The organism is Candidatus Synechococcus calcipolaris G9, from assembly GCF_029582805.1.
Taxonomy (GTDB): domain Bacteria; phylum Cyanobacteriota; class Cyanobacteriia; order Thermosynechococcales; family Thermosynechococcaceae; genus Synechococcus_F; species Synechococcus_F calcipolaris.
Genome location: NZ_JAKKUT010000006.1, coordinates 1 through 18,058 on the forward strand (window position 1 = coordinate 1; position 18,058 = coordinate 18,058).

General features: G+C 48.9%; 14 protein-coding genes. 13 read left to right on the top strand and 1 reads right to left on the bottom strand.

Annotated features, from left to right (window positions below; all coding sequences use genetic code 11):
- The 5 genes from L3556_RS13455 to L3556_RS13475 all read left to right on the top strand — a co-directional run.
- Positions 1-450, top strand: a 450-nt coding sequence (locus L3556_RS13455; protein WP_277867857.1) for a RuBisCO small subunit-like domain-containing protein, incomplete at its 5' end; no start/stop codon positions are given.
- Positions 451-528: 78 nt separating this feature from the next.
- A complete protein-coding gene (locus L3556_RS13460) occupies positions 529-1,272 on the top strand; it encodes a beta-carboxysome scaffolding protein CcmN (RefSeq protein ID WP_277867858.1) in 744 nt (247 codons plus the stop codon).
- Between the two features lie 110 nt (positions 1,273-1,382).
- Positions 1,383-1,958, top strand: coding sequence for a Uma2 family endonuclease (locus tag L3556_RS13465; RefSeq protein ID WP_277867859.1), 576 nt, complete (start codon positions 1,383-1,385; stop codon positions 1,956-1,958).
- 24 nt (positions 1,959-1,982) lie between these two features.
- The gene (locus L3556_RS13470) at positions 1,983-2,222 is read left to right on the top strand and encodes a type II toxin-antitoxin system HicB family antitoxin (protein WP_277867860.1); all 240 of its coding nucleotides are present in this window, start codon (positions 1,983-1,985) and stop codon (positions 2,220-2,222) included.
- Positions 2,209-2,448 (top strand): type II toxin-antitoxin system HicA family toxin, encoded by a 240-nt coding sequence (locus tag L3556_RS13475; RefSeq protein WP_277867861.1) that lies wholly within the window; start codon positions 2,209-2,211, stop codon positions 2,446-2,448. Before L3556_RS13470 ends, L3556_RS13475 begins: the two co-directional genes overlap by 14 nt.
- A 7-nt stretch (positions 2,449-2,455) precedes the next feature.
- On the opposite strand, the gene acs is transcribed toward L3556_RS13475, so the two are convergent.
- Complete coding sequence (acs, locus tag L3556_RS13480) at positions 2,456-4,426, bottom strand: acetate--CoA ligase (protein WP_277867862.1); 1,971 nt, start codon at positions 4,424-4,426, stop codon at positions 2,456-2,458.
- Positions 4,427-4,585: 159 nt separating this feature from the next.
- On the opposite strand from acs, the gene L3556_RS13485 reads away from it, so the two are divergent.
- The 8 genes from L3556_RS13485 (at position 4,586) to L3556_RS13520 (ending at position 18,042) form a co-directional block, all read left to right on the top strand.
- Positions 4,586-5,437: an Rpn family recombination-promoting nuclease/putative transposase gene (locus tag L3556_RS13485; protein WP_277867863.1), complete on the top strand. Its 852-nt coding sequence runs from the start codon at positions 4,586-4,588 to the stop codon at positions 5,435-5,437.
- 97 nt (positions 5,438-5,534) lie between these two features.
- Positions 5,535-12,890, top strand: a complete 7,356-nt coding sequence (locus L3556_RS13490; protein ID WP_277867864.1) for a filamentous hemagglutinin N-terminal domain-containing protein — start codon at positions 5,535-5,537, stop codon at positions 12,888-12,890.
- Positions 12,891-12,926: 36 nt separating this feature from the next.
- Positions 12,927-13,553 (top strand): DUF3782 domain-containing protein, encoded by a 627-nt coding sequence (locus tag L3556_RS13495; RefSeq protein ID WP_277867865.1) that lies wholly within the window; start codon positions 12,927-12,929, stop codon positions 13,551-13,553.
- Between the two features lie 246 nt (positions 13,554-13,799).
- Positions 13,800-14,063: a glutaredoxin 3 gene (grxC, locus tag L3556_RS13500; protein ID WP_277867866.1), complete on the top strand. Its 264-nt coding sequence runs from the start codon at positions 13,800-13,802 to the stop codon at positions 14,061-14,063.
- Positions 14,064-14,072: 9 nt separating this feature from the next.
- Positions 14,073-15,047 (top strand): glutathione synthase, encoded by a 975-nt coding sequence (gshB, locus tag L3556_RS13505; protein ID WP_277867867.1) that lies wholly within the window; start codon positions 14,073-14,075, stop codon positions 15,045-15,047.
- Positions 15,048-15,057: 10 nt separating this feature from the next.
- The gene (gene galE / locus L3556_RS13510) at positions 15,058-16,050 is read left to right on the top strand and encodes a UDP-glucose 4-epimerase GalE (protein WP_277867868.1); all 993 of its coding nucleotides are present in this window, start codon (positions 15,058-15,060) and stop codon (positions 16,048-16,050) included.
- A gap of 235 nt (positions 16,051-16,285) precedes the next feature.
- Complete coding sequence (locus tag L3556_RS13515; protein ID WP_277867869.1) at positions 16,286-17,377, top strand: ImmA/IrrE family metallo-endopeptidase; 1,092 nt, start codon at positions 16,286-16,288, stop codon at positions 17,375-17,377.
- Positions 17,378-17,379: 2 nt separating this feature from the next.
- Entirely contained in the window at positions 17,380-18,042 is a 663-nt protein-coding gene (locus L3556_RS13520) for a hypothetical protein (protein ID WP_277867870.1), read from the top strand.
- Positions 18,043-18,058: the final 16 nt, after the last annotated feature.

The window sequence follows — 18,058 nt, forward strand, 5'->3', positions numbered from 1 at the left end:
GATTATGTTCGCCTTGTGGGTGTAGATCCAAAACTGAAAAAGCGGTTGATGGAAACCATTATTCAGCGGCCCAATGGCAAGGGCAGTAATAATGGCTCCAGTACGCGGGGTAAGGGATTTGCTCCCACCCCATCGGCCAAATCTAGCTCTAGTTCCTCTAGCCGTTCCCACTCCAGTTCGAGTCGTTTGAGTGGGGATGTGGTGAATCAGGTGCGTCAGCTTCTACAGAGCGGGTTTCGCTTAGGCATTGAACATGTGGATGCCCGTCGTTATCGGACGGGGTCTTGGCAGAGTGGGCCGCAGCTTCAGGTCACCCGTGAACCGGAGGCGATCGCCGCTGTTGAGGCCTGTTTACAGGAATACCCTGGGGAATACGTGCGCTTGATTGGGATTGATCCGACGGCGAAACGGCGGGTTGCCGAAATCATGCTTCAGCAAGCCCATAAATAACTCCCTTTTTCTGGCATTGCCGCAAGGCTCCTAATGTATTTGCCTCCCCTTTCTCTCCCGGCTTATCCAGAAACGCGCATGATTGGTGATGTTATTGTTCATCCTCAAGCGGTTCTGGGGGCTGGGGTTCTCCTTTGGGCAGAGGAAGGGAGTCGCATTCGCATTGGCCCTGGGGTGTGTATTGGTATGGGTTGTATTCTCCATGGACGCGATGGGTGTTTAGAGATTGGAGAAGGGGCCAATCTGGGGGCTGGGGTGCTAATTATGGGGTCTACCACGGTGGGGTATCAGGCCTGTATTGGTGCAGGGACAACGATTTTAGCCGGGGCGATCGCCCCTGGGGCCGTCATATCGCCGGGGTCTTTAATCGGGGATACCAGCCGCCCAGCACCAGCCCAACCAAAACCGACTGAGGCAGCACCGACTCAAAAAATAAGTGCCACTAGTGAAACATACGTTTATAGCCATAAAACTGAAACGATTCCCAACCAAACCACTGATCCATGGCTTTCCCAAGAACAGTCTGTGCCAGAAAGTAGTACGGAGTCTTTCTCTCCACCGATCAACCAACCGCACCAGACCAATTCATCTCATACCCCTCCCGATCAGGTTAAAGAAGTTAATCCAACCGAGATACCGACACCTGCTCAAGTGGGTCTTGCTGAGATCGGTTCTGGGGATAGCCATCCGCCGCCGTCAGAGATCACTACTACCTCCAAGGATGATCATCTAACCCGACCCAATGAGCCGAAAACAATCTATGGCCAGGCCTATGTCAATCGGATGATGACAAAAATGTTTCATTACCGTGGGCAAAGTTAAGATTCCGGGAAGCCCTCTTTTTGCTGCGTAGTAGCATAGGAGAATATTCGCCTGTGGGTATGATCTGCCCCAAGCCAAGCTGCGATTGATTGAATAGGAGGCGATCGCCCATGACAGGTGTTATCAAACCAGCCATCCTCACCCTTGAAGCCTTTCTGAAACAACCAGAAACAACACCAGCCAGCGAATTTATTGACGGTCGAGTGGAGCAAAAACCGATGCCCCAGGGAAAGCACTCCCGTCTGCAACTTCGATTTTGTGATCAGGTTAATGAGTCTGCCGAGTCCGCTCAGATCGCGATGGCATTCCCGGAACTGCGGTGTACATTTGCAGGGCGGTCGATCGTGCCTGATGCCGCTGTGTTTTGCTGGGAACGCATTCCATTTGATGCCGATGGTGAAGTCGCTAATGCCTTTGAGACACATCCAGACTGGACGGTGGAAATCCTTTCGCCAGATCAAACAACAACTAAGGTAATTCGTAATATTTTGCACTGCATGAAGCATGGTTCCCTATTGGGTTGGTTGATTGATCCAGAAGAGCGGGTAATTTTGGTGTTTCACCCAGAGCAAGCACCGACTGAATTGGTGGGTGATGAGGTGCTGCCTGTGTTACCGGGTTTAGCATTGGTGCTCACTGTGAATGATGTGTTTGCCTGGTTAAAGGGCAGACCTCGATCATGGTAAATCTGTAATTTCTAAGGAGAGATCATGCAACTTCAACGCACCATTAAATCGTTCATTCATCTAGGAGATCAAAGCGGTTATATCGCTGAATGTTTAGAAATATCAGTTGTAACCCAAGGCGAAACCCTAGATGAGGTCGTCAAAAACCTGCAAGAAGCCATTGCGCTCCATCTGGAGGGTGAAGATCTAGCAGAGTTTGGCTTAGTCGATGATCCTTCAGTTTTGGTAACTTTTGAATTGCAGCCCAGCTATGCCGAGGCTTAAACGTCTTTCAGGTGCTGAAGTTGTTGACATTCTGGAGCAATTTGGCTTTCAGGTCTACAGTCAACGAGGAAGCCACGTCAAACTACGCCGAGTCAGTACAGCGCACAAAGAAACGCTCACCGTTCCTATTCATCGTCAGCTAGACACGGGAACTTGTCGCTCAATCTATAGACAGGCTTGCCGCTACATTCCAGAAACCGAACTTTTTTCTTATTTCTATCAGTAATGAAAAATTAATTCCCTTGACGTAATTTATCCAGCACCGAGCGATCTTCCAGAGTTGAGGTATCTCCCGAAACTTCTTCACCGGAGGCGAGCGATCGCAACAGGCGACGCATAATCTTACCAGATCGAGTTTTGGGCAGGGCATCACTAAAACGAATCTCTCCCGGTCGGGCTAGGGCCCCAATTTCAGAAACGACGTGTTGCTTCAGTTCTTTTGCTAGGGTTTCGCTGGCCTTAGCTTCACTATCTAGGGTAATAAAGGCAACAATTTCTTCGCCCTTGAGAGCATCCGGCTTGCCAACTACGGCAGCTTCAGCAACGGCTGGATGGGACACCAATGCCGATTCAATTTCCATGGTTCCCAAGCGATGCCCAGACACACTGATCACGTCATCCACCCGGCCCATCACCCAGAAATAGCCGTCCTCATCCTTGCGGGCCCCATCTCCGGCAAAATATAGATATTGCCCATCCTTGGGGGGAATATGTTCCCAGTAGGTGCGGCGGAAGCGTTCCGCATCTCCATACACCGTTCGCATCATGCCGGGCCAGGGGTGACGTACGACTAAATAGCCCCCCTGATTGGCCGGGACAGGATTACCCTCTAAATCCACAATATCCGCCAAAATTCCAGGGAAGGGCCGTGTGGCAGAACCGGGTTTCATGGGAATGGCCCCTGGCAGGGATGTGATCATGTGACCGCCCGTTTCCGTTTGCCACCAGGTATCCACAATCGGACAGCGATCGCCACCGATGACGCGGTAGTACCACATCCAAGCTTCCGGATTAATGGGTTCCCCCACCGTTCCTAAAAGACGCAGGGACGAAAGATTCCGGGCTTTGGGCAGGTGTTCCCCCATTTTGATAAAGGCGCGAATGGCCGTGGGAGCCGTGTAAAAAATTGTGACTCCGTACTTTTCAATCACATCCCAAAAGCAGCCCGGATTGGAGGCACGGGGGGCCCCCTCATACATGAGGGTGGTGGCTCCATTGGAGAGGGGGCCATAAACGATATAGCTATGGCCGGTAATCCAACCCACATCGGCGGTACACCAGTACACATCCGTATCCTGGAGGTCAAACACCCATTTTGTCGTGACATGGGTATAGAGGTTATAGCCGCCGGTGGTATGAACCACACCCTTGGGTTTGCCGGTAGAACCAGAGGTATAAAGGACAAAGAGCATATCTTCGCTGTCCATGGGTTCTGCAGGACAGTCCGCCGATGCGGTTTTTTGCAACTCATGCCACCAGTGATCTCGACCCGGCTCCATGGCAATATCCTGCTGGGTGCGCTTGACAACGAGGACATTTTCCACGGAAGGCACTGCCTGATTGGCTAAGGCTTTGTCCACCTGTTCTTTGAGGGGGACGATGGCATCTTTGCGCCAGCCCCCATCCGCCGTAATTACCAGCTTGGCCTGGGCATCAATGAGGCGATCGCGCAGGGCTTCGGCACTAAATCCACCAAAAACAACGGAATGGGCGGCTCCAATGCGGGCACAGGCCAACATGGCGATCGCCGCTTCCGGGATCATCGGCATATAGACCCCGACCAAATCTCCTTTTTTCACCCCCAATTGCTTGAGAACATTGGCAAATTGGCAAACCTCTCGATAGAGTTGGGCGTAGGTAAGGGTACGACTATCCCCCGGCTCCCCTTCCCAGATCAGGGCCGCTTTGTTTTTGCGCCAGGTGGTGAGATGCCGATCTAAGCAGTTGTAGGAAATATTGATTTTGCCATTGACAAACCATTTCGCAAAGGGCGGCTGCCAATCTAAAACCTGATCCCAATGCTGAAACCAATCCAACTCCTGGGTGGCTAATTCGGCCCAAAAGGTCTGTGGGTCTGCCTGGGCTTTGCTGTAGAGTTCCTCGTAGGCTGCCAAGGAATTGATTTGTGCCGTCTCCACAAATGCGGCATCGGGCTTAAATGAGCGGTTTTCCTGAAGAATGGATTCAATCGTTACATCAGCCATAGGAGAACATTCCTGTGCGGGTCTTCTTGCATTATCATCCGAAGGGGAACCACCCCAAAAATACTTATAGAATACTTAACTTACTTAAAAAGCTACTTTCACGGATAACACTAGATGACGGCCGCGATCGCTTGGTCGAGTTACCGATAAGCTAGGAAAATGCGTGACAATCTCTGTAAATACCTAGCCGAAAAATATCCCACCGCCTTTACCCAGTGGCTCATCAAGGATTCCTCAGAAGATGTATCCATCCTGAAAACCGAACTGAATCTCGAACCCATTCGAGCGGATTCCGTAACCTTGGTACAAACCCAAAACTGTATTCTCCATTTAGAGTTTCAGGTTGAGCCAGAACCAACCCTGCCTTTGCGGATGCTCGACTATTGGCTAAGAATCTATCGCACCTATCACTGTGAAATTGTCCAAGTTTTGATCTTGCTAAGACGGACAAAAGTGCATGTGCCCAATGTGTTCGAGTTGCCAAGCACCATTCATCGCTACCGAGTGGTTAAACTCTGGGAAGAAGAACCCAACCAATTTTTTCAGATTCCTGCCTTATTACCCTTTGCGGTTCTTGGAAAAACCGAAAACGAAGAAGTTCTATTGCAGACCGTAGCTAATCAAATTAGCCAGATTGAATCTGAGCAGACTCGGCAAGAACTGAGTACCGTCGTCCAACTACTGGCTGGGTTACAGTACAGTAAGGAGCTTATTCAAAGCATTTTTCGGGAGGGAATGATGCGGGAATCAGTGATTTATCAAGAGATTCTTCAGGAAGGGGAACGCAAAGGACGACAAGAAGGACGACAAGAGGGACGGCAAGAAGGTCAACGGGAGGAAGCCTGTACCCTCATCCTGCGTCAACTCACTCGTCGAGTGGGGCCCATCCCTGAATCTTTCGCGACCCAAATTAATCATCTATCCCTCGATCAATTGGAATCCTTGGGGGAAGCCCTGCTAGATTTCAGTGCCATGAATGACCTAGAACAGTGGTTTCAGGGAGTAAGTTAATAAACCATCAATATTAACCAAAAGAAATGTAAAAAATCCTTGACAGCCAGGGATTCCATCGCTATGTTTGAGGGTATTCCCATTTCTTGCTAAGGAAATGCTAAAAACAATCCGTCAGTGGTTCACTCCTGTTGCCGTATTAGGTTGTCTTCTTCCCTCCCCTGCCCTAGCCCAGATTACACCAGCCGTTGGGGGCACAGGTACAGTCGTTACAGTAAATGGACAGCAATTTGACATTGGTGGCGGTGCCTTTTCCAGGGATGGGCAGAATCTATTTCACCTATTCCAGAAATTTGGCTTGAACGAGGGTCAGATTGCTAATTTTTTATCCAATTCCAAGGTTCAAAATATCCTGGCGGGCGTGAATGGTGGCGATGTCAGCTATATCAATGGACTCATCCAGGTAATGGGAGGCAACAGCAACCTCTATCTCCTTAATCCGGCGGGAATTGTTTTTGGCCCCAATGCCCAGCTAAACGTACCAGCAGCGTTCCATGCCTCCACCGCCCAACGGGTGCATTTTGACGGCGGTATTTTTGACATTAATGGGTTTAATGACTACGCCAACCTAGTGGGAAACCCCACCGGGTTTGAGTTTTTAAGTACGGGAATTATTGTCAATGAAGGGAATTTAGCCGTTAGCCCAGGGCAGAATTTAACGTTGATGGGTCATCAGGTGTTCAATACAGGAACCCTTTCGGCACCGGGGGGAACGATCACGATTCAGGCAGTACCAGAAACGGGCATGGTACGAATTTCCCAGGAGGGAATGATCCTTAGTTTAGAGATTCCAGCGGATCGGATTCCTGAAGATGGGGTGATTGAAGCGGTGGATTTACCCCGATTGATTACGGGAGGAGAAGATCGTCCACGGGTGAATAGTGTGGTACACAATGCCGATGGCTCGATTAGTTTGGTGCATGACCCCAATAGGGTGAATGTGCCAGTGGAGGGAGCAACGGCGGTTGCCAGTGGCACCTTTGATGTCTCGAATCCCGAGGGATTAGGGGGACAGATCAATGTCCTGGGTCAAAATGTGGCAATGCTTAATGCCCAATTGAGAGCCGATGGCGAAACGGGTGGTGGCACAATCTTGGGAGGTGGGGATTACCTGGGGGGTAGTGCAGGCACAGGTCGCCTAGATAGTAGTTTCAATGCCCAGAATTTGTTTGTAGACAGCAACACCGTCATGAATGCGGATGCGGTGACTCAGGGTAACGGTGGGACAGTCATTAATTGGGCGGATAACAGTACGGTGTTTCAGGGAATGATCTCAGCCCGTGGGGGAGCCTTAGGCGGTGATGGTGGGTTTGTGGAAACCTCTGGACGAGAAGTTCTCCACGCAACAGGTCGTGTCGATGCTAGTGCACCATTAGGAAATCCGGGGGTATGGTTACTTGATCCTTTCAATGTCACAATCAGCGACAGTACAGCTGGGGGCAGTTTCAATAGTGGCAGTCCTAATATTTTTACTCCTAATGCCGACAATGCCACGGTTCTGAATACCACCATCAATGCATCGCTCAATGGCGGAACGAGTGTCACCATTACCACCGGACTCACCGGATCCCCTGGTGCACAAGCAGGGAATATTAGGGTCAATGCTCCCATTAGCAAAACAATGGGTGGAAATGCCACATTGCTTCTGGAAGCTGCCAACAATATTGAAATTAATTCTCCAATTTCCCTGGGTGCCAACGGCAATCTAACGTTACAGTCCGGGGGAAGTGTCACTCAAAATGGAGCAGGAGTGATTACCGCCAATGGTTTAGAACTTTTAGGAGCTGGTACCTTTACCCTGACGAATACCAGTAACGACATCAATACCCTGGCTGGAAATACTACTGGTGCCATTAGTTTCACCGATGCCAATAGCTTCACCGTGGGAACCGTTAACAGCACCACAGGCATCCAGTCTGCAGGAAATATTACTCTCTCTGCCTTGGGTACCGGCAATATCACAGTGCAAGCGGGGATCAATAGCATTCAGAGTACAGGGGGAATAACCACTTTGGATGCCGCTAATGACATTTTCTTGGGTACAGCATCTAACTTTGGGGATACCCGTGGTCAAAAGCTAGTTCTTAACGCAGGGCAAGATCTTGTCATTGCTAACCAAACCTTTGCTCAAGCTGATGGTAGTGGCGGTATTGAAGTGACCACGGGCAGAAATTTTAGTATTGTCGATAGTGGTTCCCTCCTCAACAGTAATGGTGGCAACGCTCCGATCAACATTGAAGTGGGCGGTGTTTTCACATTAAATAGTGTAACCTCTGGGGTCGGAGCAAATAACGGCAATATCACGATCACGACCGATCAAATAGCCCTGACATCCGGCACGATCGGCAGTACAGGTCAACTCCTCATTCAACCCCTTACCCCAACAGAAAGTATTGGTATTGGCACTGGGGCAGCGGGAACCCTTCGCCTGGATACTGACGAAATTGGCCGCTTAGGGAATGGATTTAGTCAAATCACGATTGGTAGCGCAACCGGCAGCGGCAATGTTGATATTCGGACGGCGGCATTTCAGGACAATGTATTAATTCGCACACCCACAGGTACAGGCACAATCAATCTCAACGGCAACCTATCCACTGGAACAGGTACGGAAGCAGGCACCATTACCTTACAGGCCGGGGAAAGTATTATTGGCAACTCTGGCAGCAGTATTACGACCCAAAACCAGGCCATTACCCTCAATAGCGATCGAGATGCCACCAATGGCGGAGCAATTCAGTTAATCGGCACAAACATTACCAGCAATGGCGGCAACATTACCCTGGGGGGTGGAGCAGATCCATCAACCACAGCAGCCATAGGAACAGCCGCGAATAACATTGGCATTGAACTCAATGGCGCAAACCTGAATGCTGGAGCAGGAAGCATCAGCCTGCAAGGACAAGGCTTTAACTCAGGCAGTAATAACTACGGCATTTATCAACACGCTGGCGCTCAAGTCAGCACCACCAGTGGCAACATTACCTATTCCGGCGAGGGGGGCACCGGTGGTCAAGAGAATTTTGGCATATTCCTCTCCGGAACCGGATCAAGTACCACCAGCACCACTGGCACCATTAACCTGATGGGAACATCCGTTGCGACCACGGGCGGATCAAATTCTGGCATTCGCTTGGTCAACGGGCAAGTGAGTGGGGGAGGTAATATCTCACTCACTGGTACGGGTGGCAATGGCGATTCTTTTAATGATGGGATTGTACTGCTAGACAATACTCTGGTTCAGGGCGACGGCAATGCCTCAATTACTTTAACGGGTACCGGGGGACTGGGCACAGGGAATCTGAACAGGGGAATTGTGCAACAGAATGGGGCAAGGGTCATTACAGCCAATGGCAACATTATCTATTCCGGCGAGGGGGGTAGTGGTGTAAATACTAACCTTGGAATTGATTTAACTGGGGCAAGTACGACCATTACAAGCGGGGCTGGAGATATCAGTCTCACGGGTACTGGCGGGGGCAGTGGAGGTTTTAACTATGGCATTTTCCAACAGTTAGGCGCACAGGTCTTTACCGGGACTGGCAATATTTCCTATGAAGGGACAGGTTCGGGTACTGCTGATAGTATTCGGACTCAGGATGGCAGTAATCTCATCGGCAACGGGACGACTTCCGGGAATATTACGCTGACGGCACTCACTAATGGCATTACCTTGAATGATGTCACTCTTGAAACAACGGGTGATATTCAAATCAATTCCCCTGGCAATGTTACCCAGTCCAATAGTTCATTACTTGCCTCTGGTTTAGAACTCTTAGGAGCCGGTAACTTTACCCTCAATAGTGAGACCAATAACATCACTACCCTAGCGGGGAATACCACTGGTGCTATTAGCTTTACCGATGCCAACAGTTTTACAGTCGGAACGGTCAACACAGTCGGCCTCAGCAGTGGCAACACCATCGATCTCCAGGCCATTTCCGGCAACATCACCCTAGCCAGCAACACCCCGATGAGTTCAACCGCAGGCCCCATTACGTTACAGGCCGGGGAAAGTATTTTTGGCAACTCTGGTAGCAGCATTACGACTCAAAACCAAGCCATTACTCTCAATAGCGATCGAGATGAAACCAATGGCGGGGCAATTAACCTCACTGGAACCACAATTACCAGCAACGGTGGCAACATTACCTTGGGTGGTGGGGCAGACCCATCAACCACAGCAGCCGTAGGAACATCCACAAATAATGTTGGCATTGAACTGAATGGGGCAAACCTGACCGCTGGAGCAGGTGACATTAGTTTACGGGGACAAGGATTTGACAGTGGTAGTAATAACTACGGCATTTCTCAGCAAAATGCAGCCCAAGTCAGCACCACCAGTGGCAACATTAGTTATGACGGCGAGGGCGGCACCGGTGGTCTGGAGAATTTTGGCATATTTCTCTCTGGAACCGGATCAAGCATCACCAGCACCACTGGCATCATTAACCTGACAGGAACATCAGTTGCGACAACTGGGGGATCAAATTCTGGCATTCGCTTGGTCAACGGGCAAGTGAGTGGGGGAGGTAATATCTCACTCACCGGTACGGGTGGCAATGGCGATTCTTTCAATGATGGTGTTGTCCTTCTAGATAATGCTCTAATTCAGGGCGACGGCAATGCCTCAGTTACTTTATCCGGTACAGGGGGACTGGGCACAGGGAATCTGAACAGGGGAATTGTGCAACAGAATGGGGCAAGGGTCATTACAGCTAATGGCAACATTATCTATTCAGGCACAGGCGGCAATGGCACAAATGACAACTATGGAATTTATCTAGACGGAACCAATACACAAATTCGCAGTGATAATGGCGCAATCTCGCTAACCGGAACCGGACAAGGCAGCGGCACCAATAACCACGGCATTTTTCAAGAAGAAGATGCCCAAGTGAGTACAACAGGTACCGGCAACATCACTTATGACGGAACAGGCGGCAATGGGACAAATGATAACTATGGTATTTATCTAAGTGGAGCGAATACAACCGTCCGCAGTACCTTGGGGGGCAACATTTCCCTTACTGGCATAGGCCAAGGGACGACAACATTTAACTTTGGTATCTTTCAATCTGAAGCCCAAGTCACCACCACCAATAATGGCACGATCACTTATATGGGAACGGGTGCAAACGGCACCAGCGGGAATATTGGAACCTATGTAATCGGTTCAGCAGCGCGAATTACTACTGTGGATGGGGCAATTTCTCTAACTGGATTTGGTCAAGGGAGCCAGCAACAAAACTTTGGTATTTATCAAGTCAATGGCGCTCAAGTCATTAGTGGGGCTGGCAATATTACCTATGCCGGAACTGGGGGTGATGGCACTGGCGGTAACTCGGTAGTTGGCAATCATGGGATTCACCTGGCCCAGGCAAACACTCTGGTACAGAGCGGTAGTGGTGCCATTAGCTTTACTGGAACTGCCCAAGGCAGTACCTCTGATAACTACGGCATTTATCAACACACTGGTGCTCAAGTTAATACTACCAGTGGCAACATTACCTACACCGGAGCGGGTGGCAATGGGACAAATGACAACTATGGAATTTATCTAGACGGAACCAATACACAAATTAGCAGTGATAACGGCACAATCTCGCTGACCGGAAACAGCGGCGGAACTGGAACCAAGAACTACGGCATTTCTCAGCGAAATGCAGCCCAAGTCAGCACCACCAGTGGCAACATTAGTTATGACGGCGAGGGGGGCACTGGTGGTCTGGAGAATTTTGGCATCTTCCTCTCCGAAACCGGATCAAATATCACCAGCACCACTGGCACCATTAACCTGACGGGAACATCAGTTGCGACAACTGGCGGATCAAATTCTGGCATTCGCTTGGTCAACGGGCAAGTGAGTGGGGGAGGTAATATCTCACTCACTGGTGAGGCGGGCAATGGCGATTCTTTCAATGATGGTGTTGTTTTGCTAGATAATGCTCTGATTCAGGGCGACGGCAATGCCTCAATTACTTTAACGGGTACCGGGGGAGTTGGCACAGGGAATCTGAACAGGGGAATTGTGCAACAGAATGGGGCAAGGGTCATTACAGCCAATGGCAACATTATCTATTCCGGCGAGGGGGGTAGTGGTGTAAATACTAACCTTGGAATTGATTTAACTGGGGCAAGTACGACCATTACGAGCGGGGCTGGAGATATCAGTCTCACGGGTACTGGCGGGGGCAGTGGAGGTTTTAACTATGGCATTTTCCAACAGTTAGGCGCACAGGTCTTTACCGGGACTGGCAATATTTCCTATGAAGGGACAGGTTCGGGTACTGCTGATAGTATTCGGACTCAGGATGGCAGTAATCTCATCGGCAACGGGACGACTTCCGGGAATATTACGCTGACGGCACTCACTAATGGTATTACCTTGAATAATGTCACTTTTGAAACGACAGGTAATATTCAAATCAGTTCCCCTGGCAATGTCACTCAAAATGCTGTTTCATCATTGCAAGCAACGGGTTTAGAACTTCTTGGAGCAGGCAATTTTACTCTCAATCAAGCCAATGAAATTGGTGCATTAGCCGCAAATACGACCGGAACCATTAACTTCACCACCACCCAAGACCTTGACCTCAGTACCGTTAACACCACCAATGGCATTACAGCCGATACCCTGATTCTGAATATCACGGGCGGACTGAGCCAAAGCCAACCCATCACCCTCCAAAACCTAGGTATTACAGCCACAGGGGATGTACTGCTAGAAAATCCCACCAATGAAATTCAAACCCTAGGAGCTGATCTGAATTTCACAGGCGAGTTGAGCGTGGTGACAACCACTGATTTAACCATTGATACCGTCAATCCCGATGGCATCGAAAATGCAGTAGCGGTACTCCTGCAAGCCGGAGGCGATATTATTCTCGATCAAGAGATTAATGTCATTGATGATATTACGCTCGTAGCGGCTAACAACTTTATTAATAATGCCGGAGCCAATGCCCTCCAACCTAGTTCGGGTCGTTGGTTGGTCTACTCTACCCGTCCAGAGGCAAATCAACCCGGTGGCTTAACGGGGTCTGAGCAATTTGGTTTGACCTATCCAGGGGTACCCAGTTTTGCAGGGAATGGCTTTATCTTCTCCGAGGCAGCCCCAATTGCCCCGCTTGCACCGCCCAGTCTAACCCAACCCCTCATTGTCACGACAATCTCAACAACAACCATCACAACCCCAGGAGTGACTCCGCAGCCCTCACAGGCACCCCCTCCTCAAACACCCACTACCGAAAATCCACTATCCGTGCTAACTCCGGTAGATTTACCCTTACCCTCAGGATTATCCACCATTTTACAAGGTCAAGAAGAAGACGAGATGCCCTTAGAGCAAAGCCTCTGTCAATTGCTCGAAGAAGGAGAGGAGATAGTCTTAGAGATTGATGGTGTGCCCGTCGAGTCTGCCCTAGTAGAGGAATGCCGTGAGGTATCCTAGAAGATAGATAAGAGATCAAGCCCTAGGGTTGAAACCATGGCAACCACCGCCGATGATGTGTGGCGTTTACTGGGTGAACTTGCCGAAGCCCAAAAAGAAACCGAACGCCGATTTCAAGAAACAGAGCAGCTTCTCAAGGAGCAATCCCAGGAAGCAGAACGCCGCTTTCAGGAAACAGAGCAAATTCTTAAAGACCAAGCTCGCAAAACCGATCGCCAAATCCAGCAAGTCAATCAACAAATTGGTAACTTAGGTAACCGCCTCGGCGAATTTGTCGAATGGCAAGTCCGTCCCGCTGCCGTCCGTCTCTTTCGAGAACGGGGAATTGATGTCCATGAACTCCATGCCGATATTTCTGTTAGCCGACCGGAAGGAGCCATTGAAATTGACCTACTTGTGGTGAACGAGACCGATGTGATTTTGATTGAAGTGAAAAGCAAACTCAGTCAAACCGATGTGGATGAACATTTAGAGCGGTTAGCCAAATTCAAAGACCTGATGCCTCGTTATCGTCAAATGAATGCAATGGCCGCCGTTGCCGCCATGGTAATTCCCGCCGATGTTGCCCTCTATGCCTACCGCCAGGGATTATTTGTCCTAGCTCAGTCCGGCGATAGTATTATTATTCTCAATGATGATAAATTCCAGCCTAAAACCTGGTAGCCGCCTCCATTTCCGAGCAACTGCTTACCCTAAAACAGAGAAATGCGAGACAATCTTTATATATACATAGCCAAAAACTATACTACTCCATCAATTTCTAGGAATTTTTCTTTTTTGTCATGCAAAATACTGGATCGGCCAGGGGGGAAAGCGACAGAGTATTTTTCAGGTAGGTATTTGCCGAGATTAACTAAGACCAACTATGATTAATCGATATACTTACTTTAAGTTTTATGATTCAGCCCTATGGCTAATGTAGAAATCTATACATGGACGTTCTGTCCCTTTTGCATCCGAGCAAAGCAACTCTTGAGCCAAAAAGGGGTGGAGTTTACGGAATATAATATTGATGGCGACGAAGCGGCCCGGCAAGTAATGGCAGATCGGGCCCAAGGGCGCAGATCCCTACCACAAATTTTTATTAACGATGAACCGATTGGTGGCTGCGATGATCTCCATCGCCTGGATGCTCAGGGTAAGCTAGAACTGCTACTACAAACCTCTGCCTGAGGGCGGAACTTGAAAATCGCGTTTATTACTGATCCGATTCAACACCTCGATCCTGGCCATGATACGAGTGTGGCAATCATGGAGGCTGCCCAACACCAAGGTCATGAGATTTGGGTGGGGGGTATTCAGGACTTGAGTGTGGTCAATAGCCAAGCTTGGGGCAATTTGCAGCCAGTGCAGTTGCATCCTGTGGAATTAATTGACGATCATTGGCAGGCCCAACCCCATTGGTTTCAAGTGGGGCCCCCGGAATTCGTTTGTTTGCAGGATTTTGCAGCGGTCTGGATGCGTAAAGACCCGCCAGTGACGACGGCCTATCTCTATGCCACCTATTGTCTAGACTATATTGAGCCCCGATCCACGTTGGTAATTAATTCTCCCCAAGGACTACGCCAAGCTAATGAAAAAATGTATGCGTTGCAGTTCCCAGGGGTCATTCCCAAAACCATTGTTTCCCAGAACAAAGCCCAAATTCGTCAGTTTGTCCAAGGGGAAGGTCAGGCCGTTCTAAAACCCCTGGGTGGAAAGGCCGGAGAAGGAATTTTGTTTCTACAGGCCGGCGATCGCAACCTTAATTCCATGATTGAAATTAGTACGGATCGGGGCACATTACCGGTGATGATCCAGGAATATTTACCGGCGGCCAAGGATGGGGATAAACGGATCATTCTCTTGGATGGGGAACCCATTGGAGCCGTGAATCGAATTCCGACGGGGGATGAATTCCGAGGTAATATGGCCACCGGCGGCCGCGTTGCTATGACAGACATTAATGACCGCGATCGCCAGATTTGTGCCCAGTTAGCACCCACCCTGCGGCGAGATGGCCTATTTTTTGTGGGTATTGATGTGATTGGCGGCTATTTAACGGAAGTGAATGTGACAAGTCCCACCGGAATCCGGGAAATTGATCGTCTTAGCCACCAGCGTTTGGGCGATCGCATCATTCACTGGCTCACAACGACTCGACAGGAGATCCCCTAATCAATCCCCTATGAATACCCCATTGATTTTAGTTGCCGGTGGTGCGGGCTATATTGGTTCCCACGTTGTCTTAGCCTTGCAGGAGGCGGGCTTTGGTGTGGTGATTCTCGACAATTTGGAGCATGGCCATCGGGAATTAGTCGAAGGCGTTCTCGGCGCAAAGCTCGTGGTGGGTGATACCCGCGATCGCGCCCTCCTCAAGGATTTATTTAGCCAGTTCCCGATTCAGGCGGTGATGCACTTTGCGGCCTATATCAACGTGGGAGAATCTGTCAGCCAACCCGATCGCTACTATAGCAATAATGTCAGTGGCTCCTTAAACCTCCTCCAGGCAATGGTTGAGGCCCAGGTTGATTGTTTTGTGTTTTCGTCTACGGCCGCAGTCTATGGCATTCCTTGCCAAGTACCCATCCCCGAAACCCACCCCCGTGAACCCATTAATCCCTACGGGATGTCCAAGCTCATGGTGGAACATATCCTGGAAGATATGGAACGGGCCTACGGGTTACGCTCGGTGAGCTTTCGCTACTTTAATGCTGCGGGTGCAGATCCCCAGGGACGATTGGGGGAGGATCATCACCCTGAAACCCATCTCATTCCCTTAGTGCTCCAGACTGCCCTAGGCCAACGCCCCCACATTACGGTTTTTGGTACGGATTATGATACCCCCGATGGCACCTGTATTCGGGATTATATTCATGTTTGCGATCTGGCTCAGGCCCATGTGTTGGGTTTAAGGTACCTGCTGGATGGTGGCCCCTCAGAGGTGTTTAATTTGGGGAATGGCAATGGCTTTTCGGTTCGGGAAGTCCTTGATACAGCCCTAAAGGTAACCCAAAAAGAAATTAATATTATTGATGGCGATCGCCGTCCTGGGGATCCAGATATTTTAGTGGGCAGTTCTGCAAAAGCCCAAAAAGAACTGGACTGGCAACCCCAATACAGCCAGTTAGATCAGATTATTCAGGATGCTTGGGTCTGGCATCAACATCGCCATGGCTAGGTTGTTTCTGGTTGACTGGCAAACCTAAAACTGGGACGTGGGAATATTTAGGGGCAGTTCCAGCCTGATCCTCACGATTTTGTAACAACCATGGTGGATTGTGGCCCATAGATCAGCCAGAATAGAGTTATATTGCAAATTAAGACGTAACTAGGACACTTCCGAATGGGAGTCCTTTGGCTCACAGGCTTCTTAGAGCCAAAATGTCCCAACACTCTACTCCCTTGCAATATTCTTGATTTTACAAAGGGAAGTAACTATTCAATTTTTTCAGAATCTCAGTCCACACACAGATCCTTGCTCAAATTTTTTTAGGGAGGGCAAGCCAATGACACAAGCACTAACCATGTCTGCAATTCTGAGTAAAGTCGCTCAGTTAGGGTTTCCTAAAAAATATATTAAAGAGATGGGGCTTCCTAGTTGGTGGGCCGATGAACTGAATAAGAATCCTGCAAGCGTTCTTGAAGGAGCTGGCCACATTGCTCAACGCCTAAACTTAGATCTAAAAAGCCTCCTCGCTGAGAACGAAAGTCCCCAGTTTAAGCCGTTGCCCCATACCAAGTTTAAGTATCATCTCCAGGGGAAAAAAAATATTCCTGAAATGGCCCATCAACTTGCTTCCTGGCTGGCCGAAGTTGTTGCCAAAGTAACAGCGACTGAGTATCGCCCTATTCCCGATAATGCTCCTCAAATCCGTGCTGAAATTCTTGCTCAGTATCCCCAAGTAACCCTAGAGAGCTTATTAGCCTACTGCTGGGAACACGGGATCGCCGTAGCCTACTTTAACCACTACCCAGATAAAAGTCGCAAAATCACTGGTATGATTCAGTGGCAAGACTCTAAGCCTGTAATCATTCTTAGTGGTAAATCAACCATTCCAGCCCGCCTAGCCTTTAACTTAAGCCACGAGCTAGGGCATTTAGCCTTGGGACACATTCAACTAGGCCAGGGCATTCTTGTAGATGACACGATTGACCCTGCCTCTGAAGACCAAGAAGAAATAGCCAGTACCGAAATAGCGGTGAAGTTATTAGTGAATCAGTTGGATAACTACTTTGGGACACGCAAATTCAAAAATGCAAGGAATTTTCAGAGTAATATTCAGAAAATACTGGAACATGATTCAACTATTGATCCCTGTGCCATAGCATTTAACTATTGTTGGCATAATACAGATCACTGGGGACTCTCTATAGAGTTAGCTAAATATCTTGGTTGTGCTAAAGGGGGTGATCAAATGATCAATAGCATCCTATGCAAGCAGATAGAGTGGTCAAATTTAACTGATGATCAAGCAGATTACTTAGAGCAAATACTTGGAGTATAAGGTTGCCTATACGCATCTACTGCATTGATAATGACATCCTTAAGAAACTGGCTACCTTTCAACTGTTTGAACAGACGATTAAGGCCTTTAATATCAATCACCAAGATATTAGAATCCTAGACACAGCAAAGCATAAGTTTAGGGGCGAATGGGAAAAGTTTCAGAAGGGCAGGAGTCGTCAGCCTGATGTAGATCGGATCATTGACTATGATCAAATCCTGGCACTGGCAGAACGTTTATCTTCAATTAAAGACGCACCGGATCCAGTCCTATTTTCAGAACTAGCCAAAACGGAGGGTATTGACAAGGGGGACGCAATTTTAACCGCCTACGCAATCCAGACTATTGAGAACGGTGCTGACATCCTACTGTTCACAGGCGATAAGCGATTAGTTAAAGCTCTAGCTCAGGTAAACTTACCCCAAGTAGGATTACTTAGACATCGAATCTGGTGTCTGGAGCAGTTAGTTCTAAAAAATATCGAGATTTATGGGTTTGAAGTGGTTAAAGATGCTATTGTGTCTAGACGAGATTGTGACAAAGCTATTAAGGCAGCTTTTGGATCCGGGACAGAATCTGAGCGACATAATGTCAAACCTGTACTCATTGACTACATTGAACGATTAAGAAAAGAAGCCAATAATCTTTTAGCTCCTTATGTATAGGAGAATTAACCTCTTC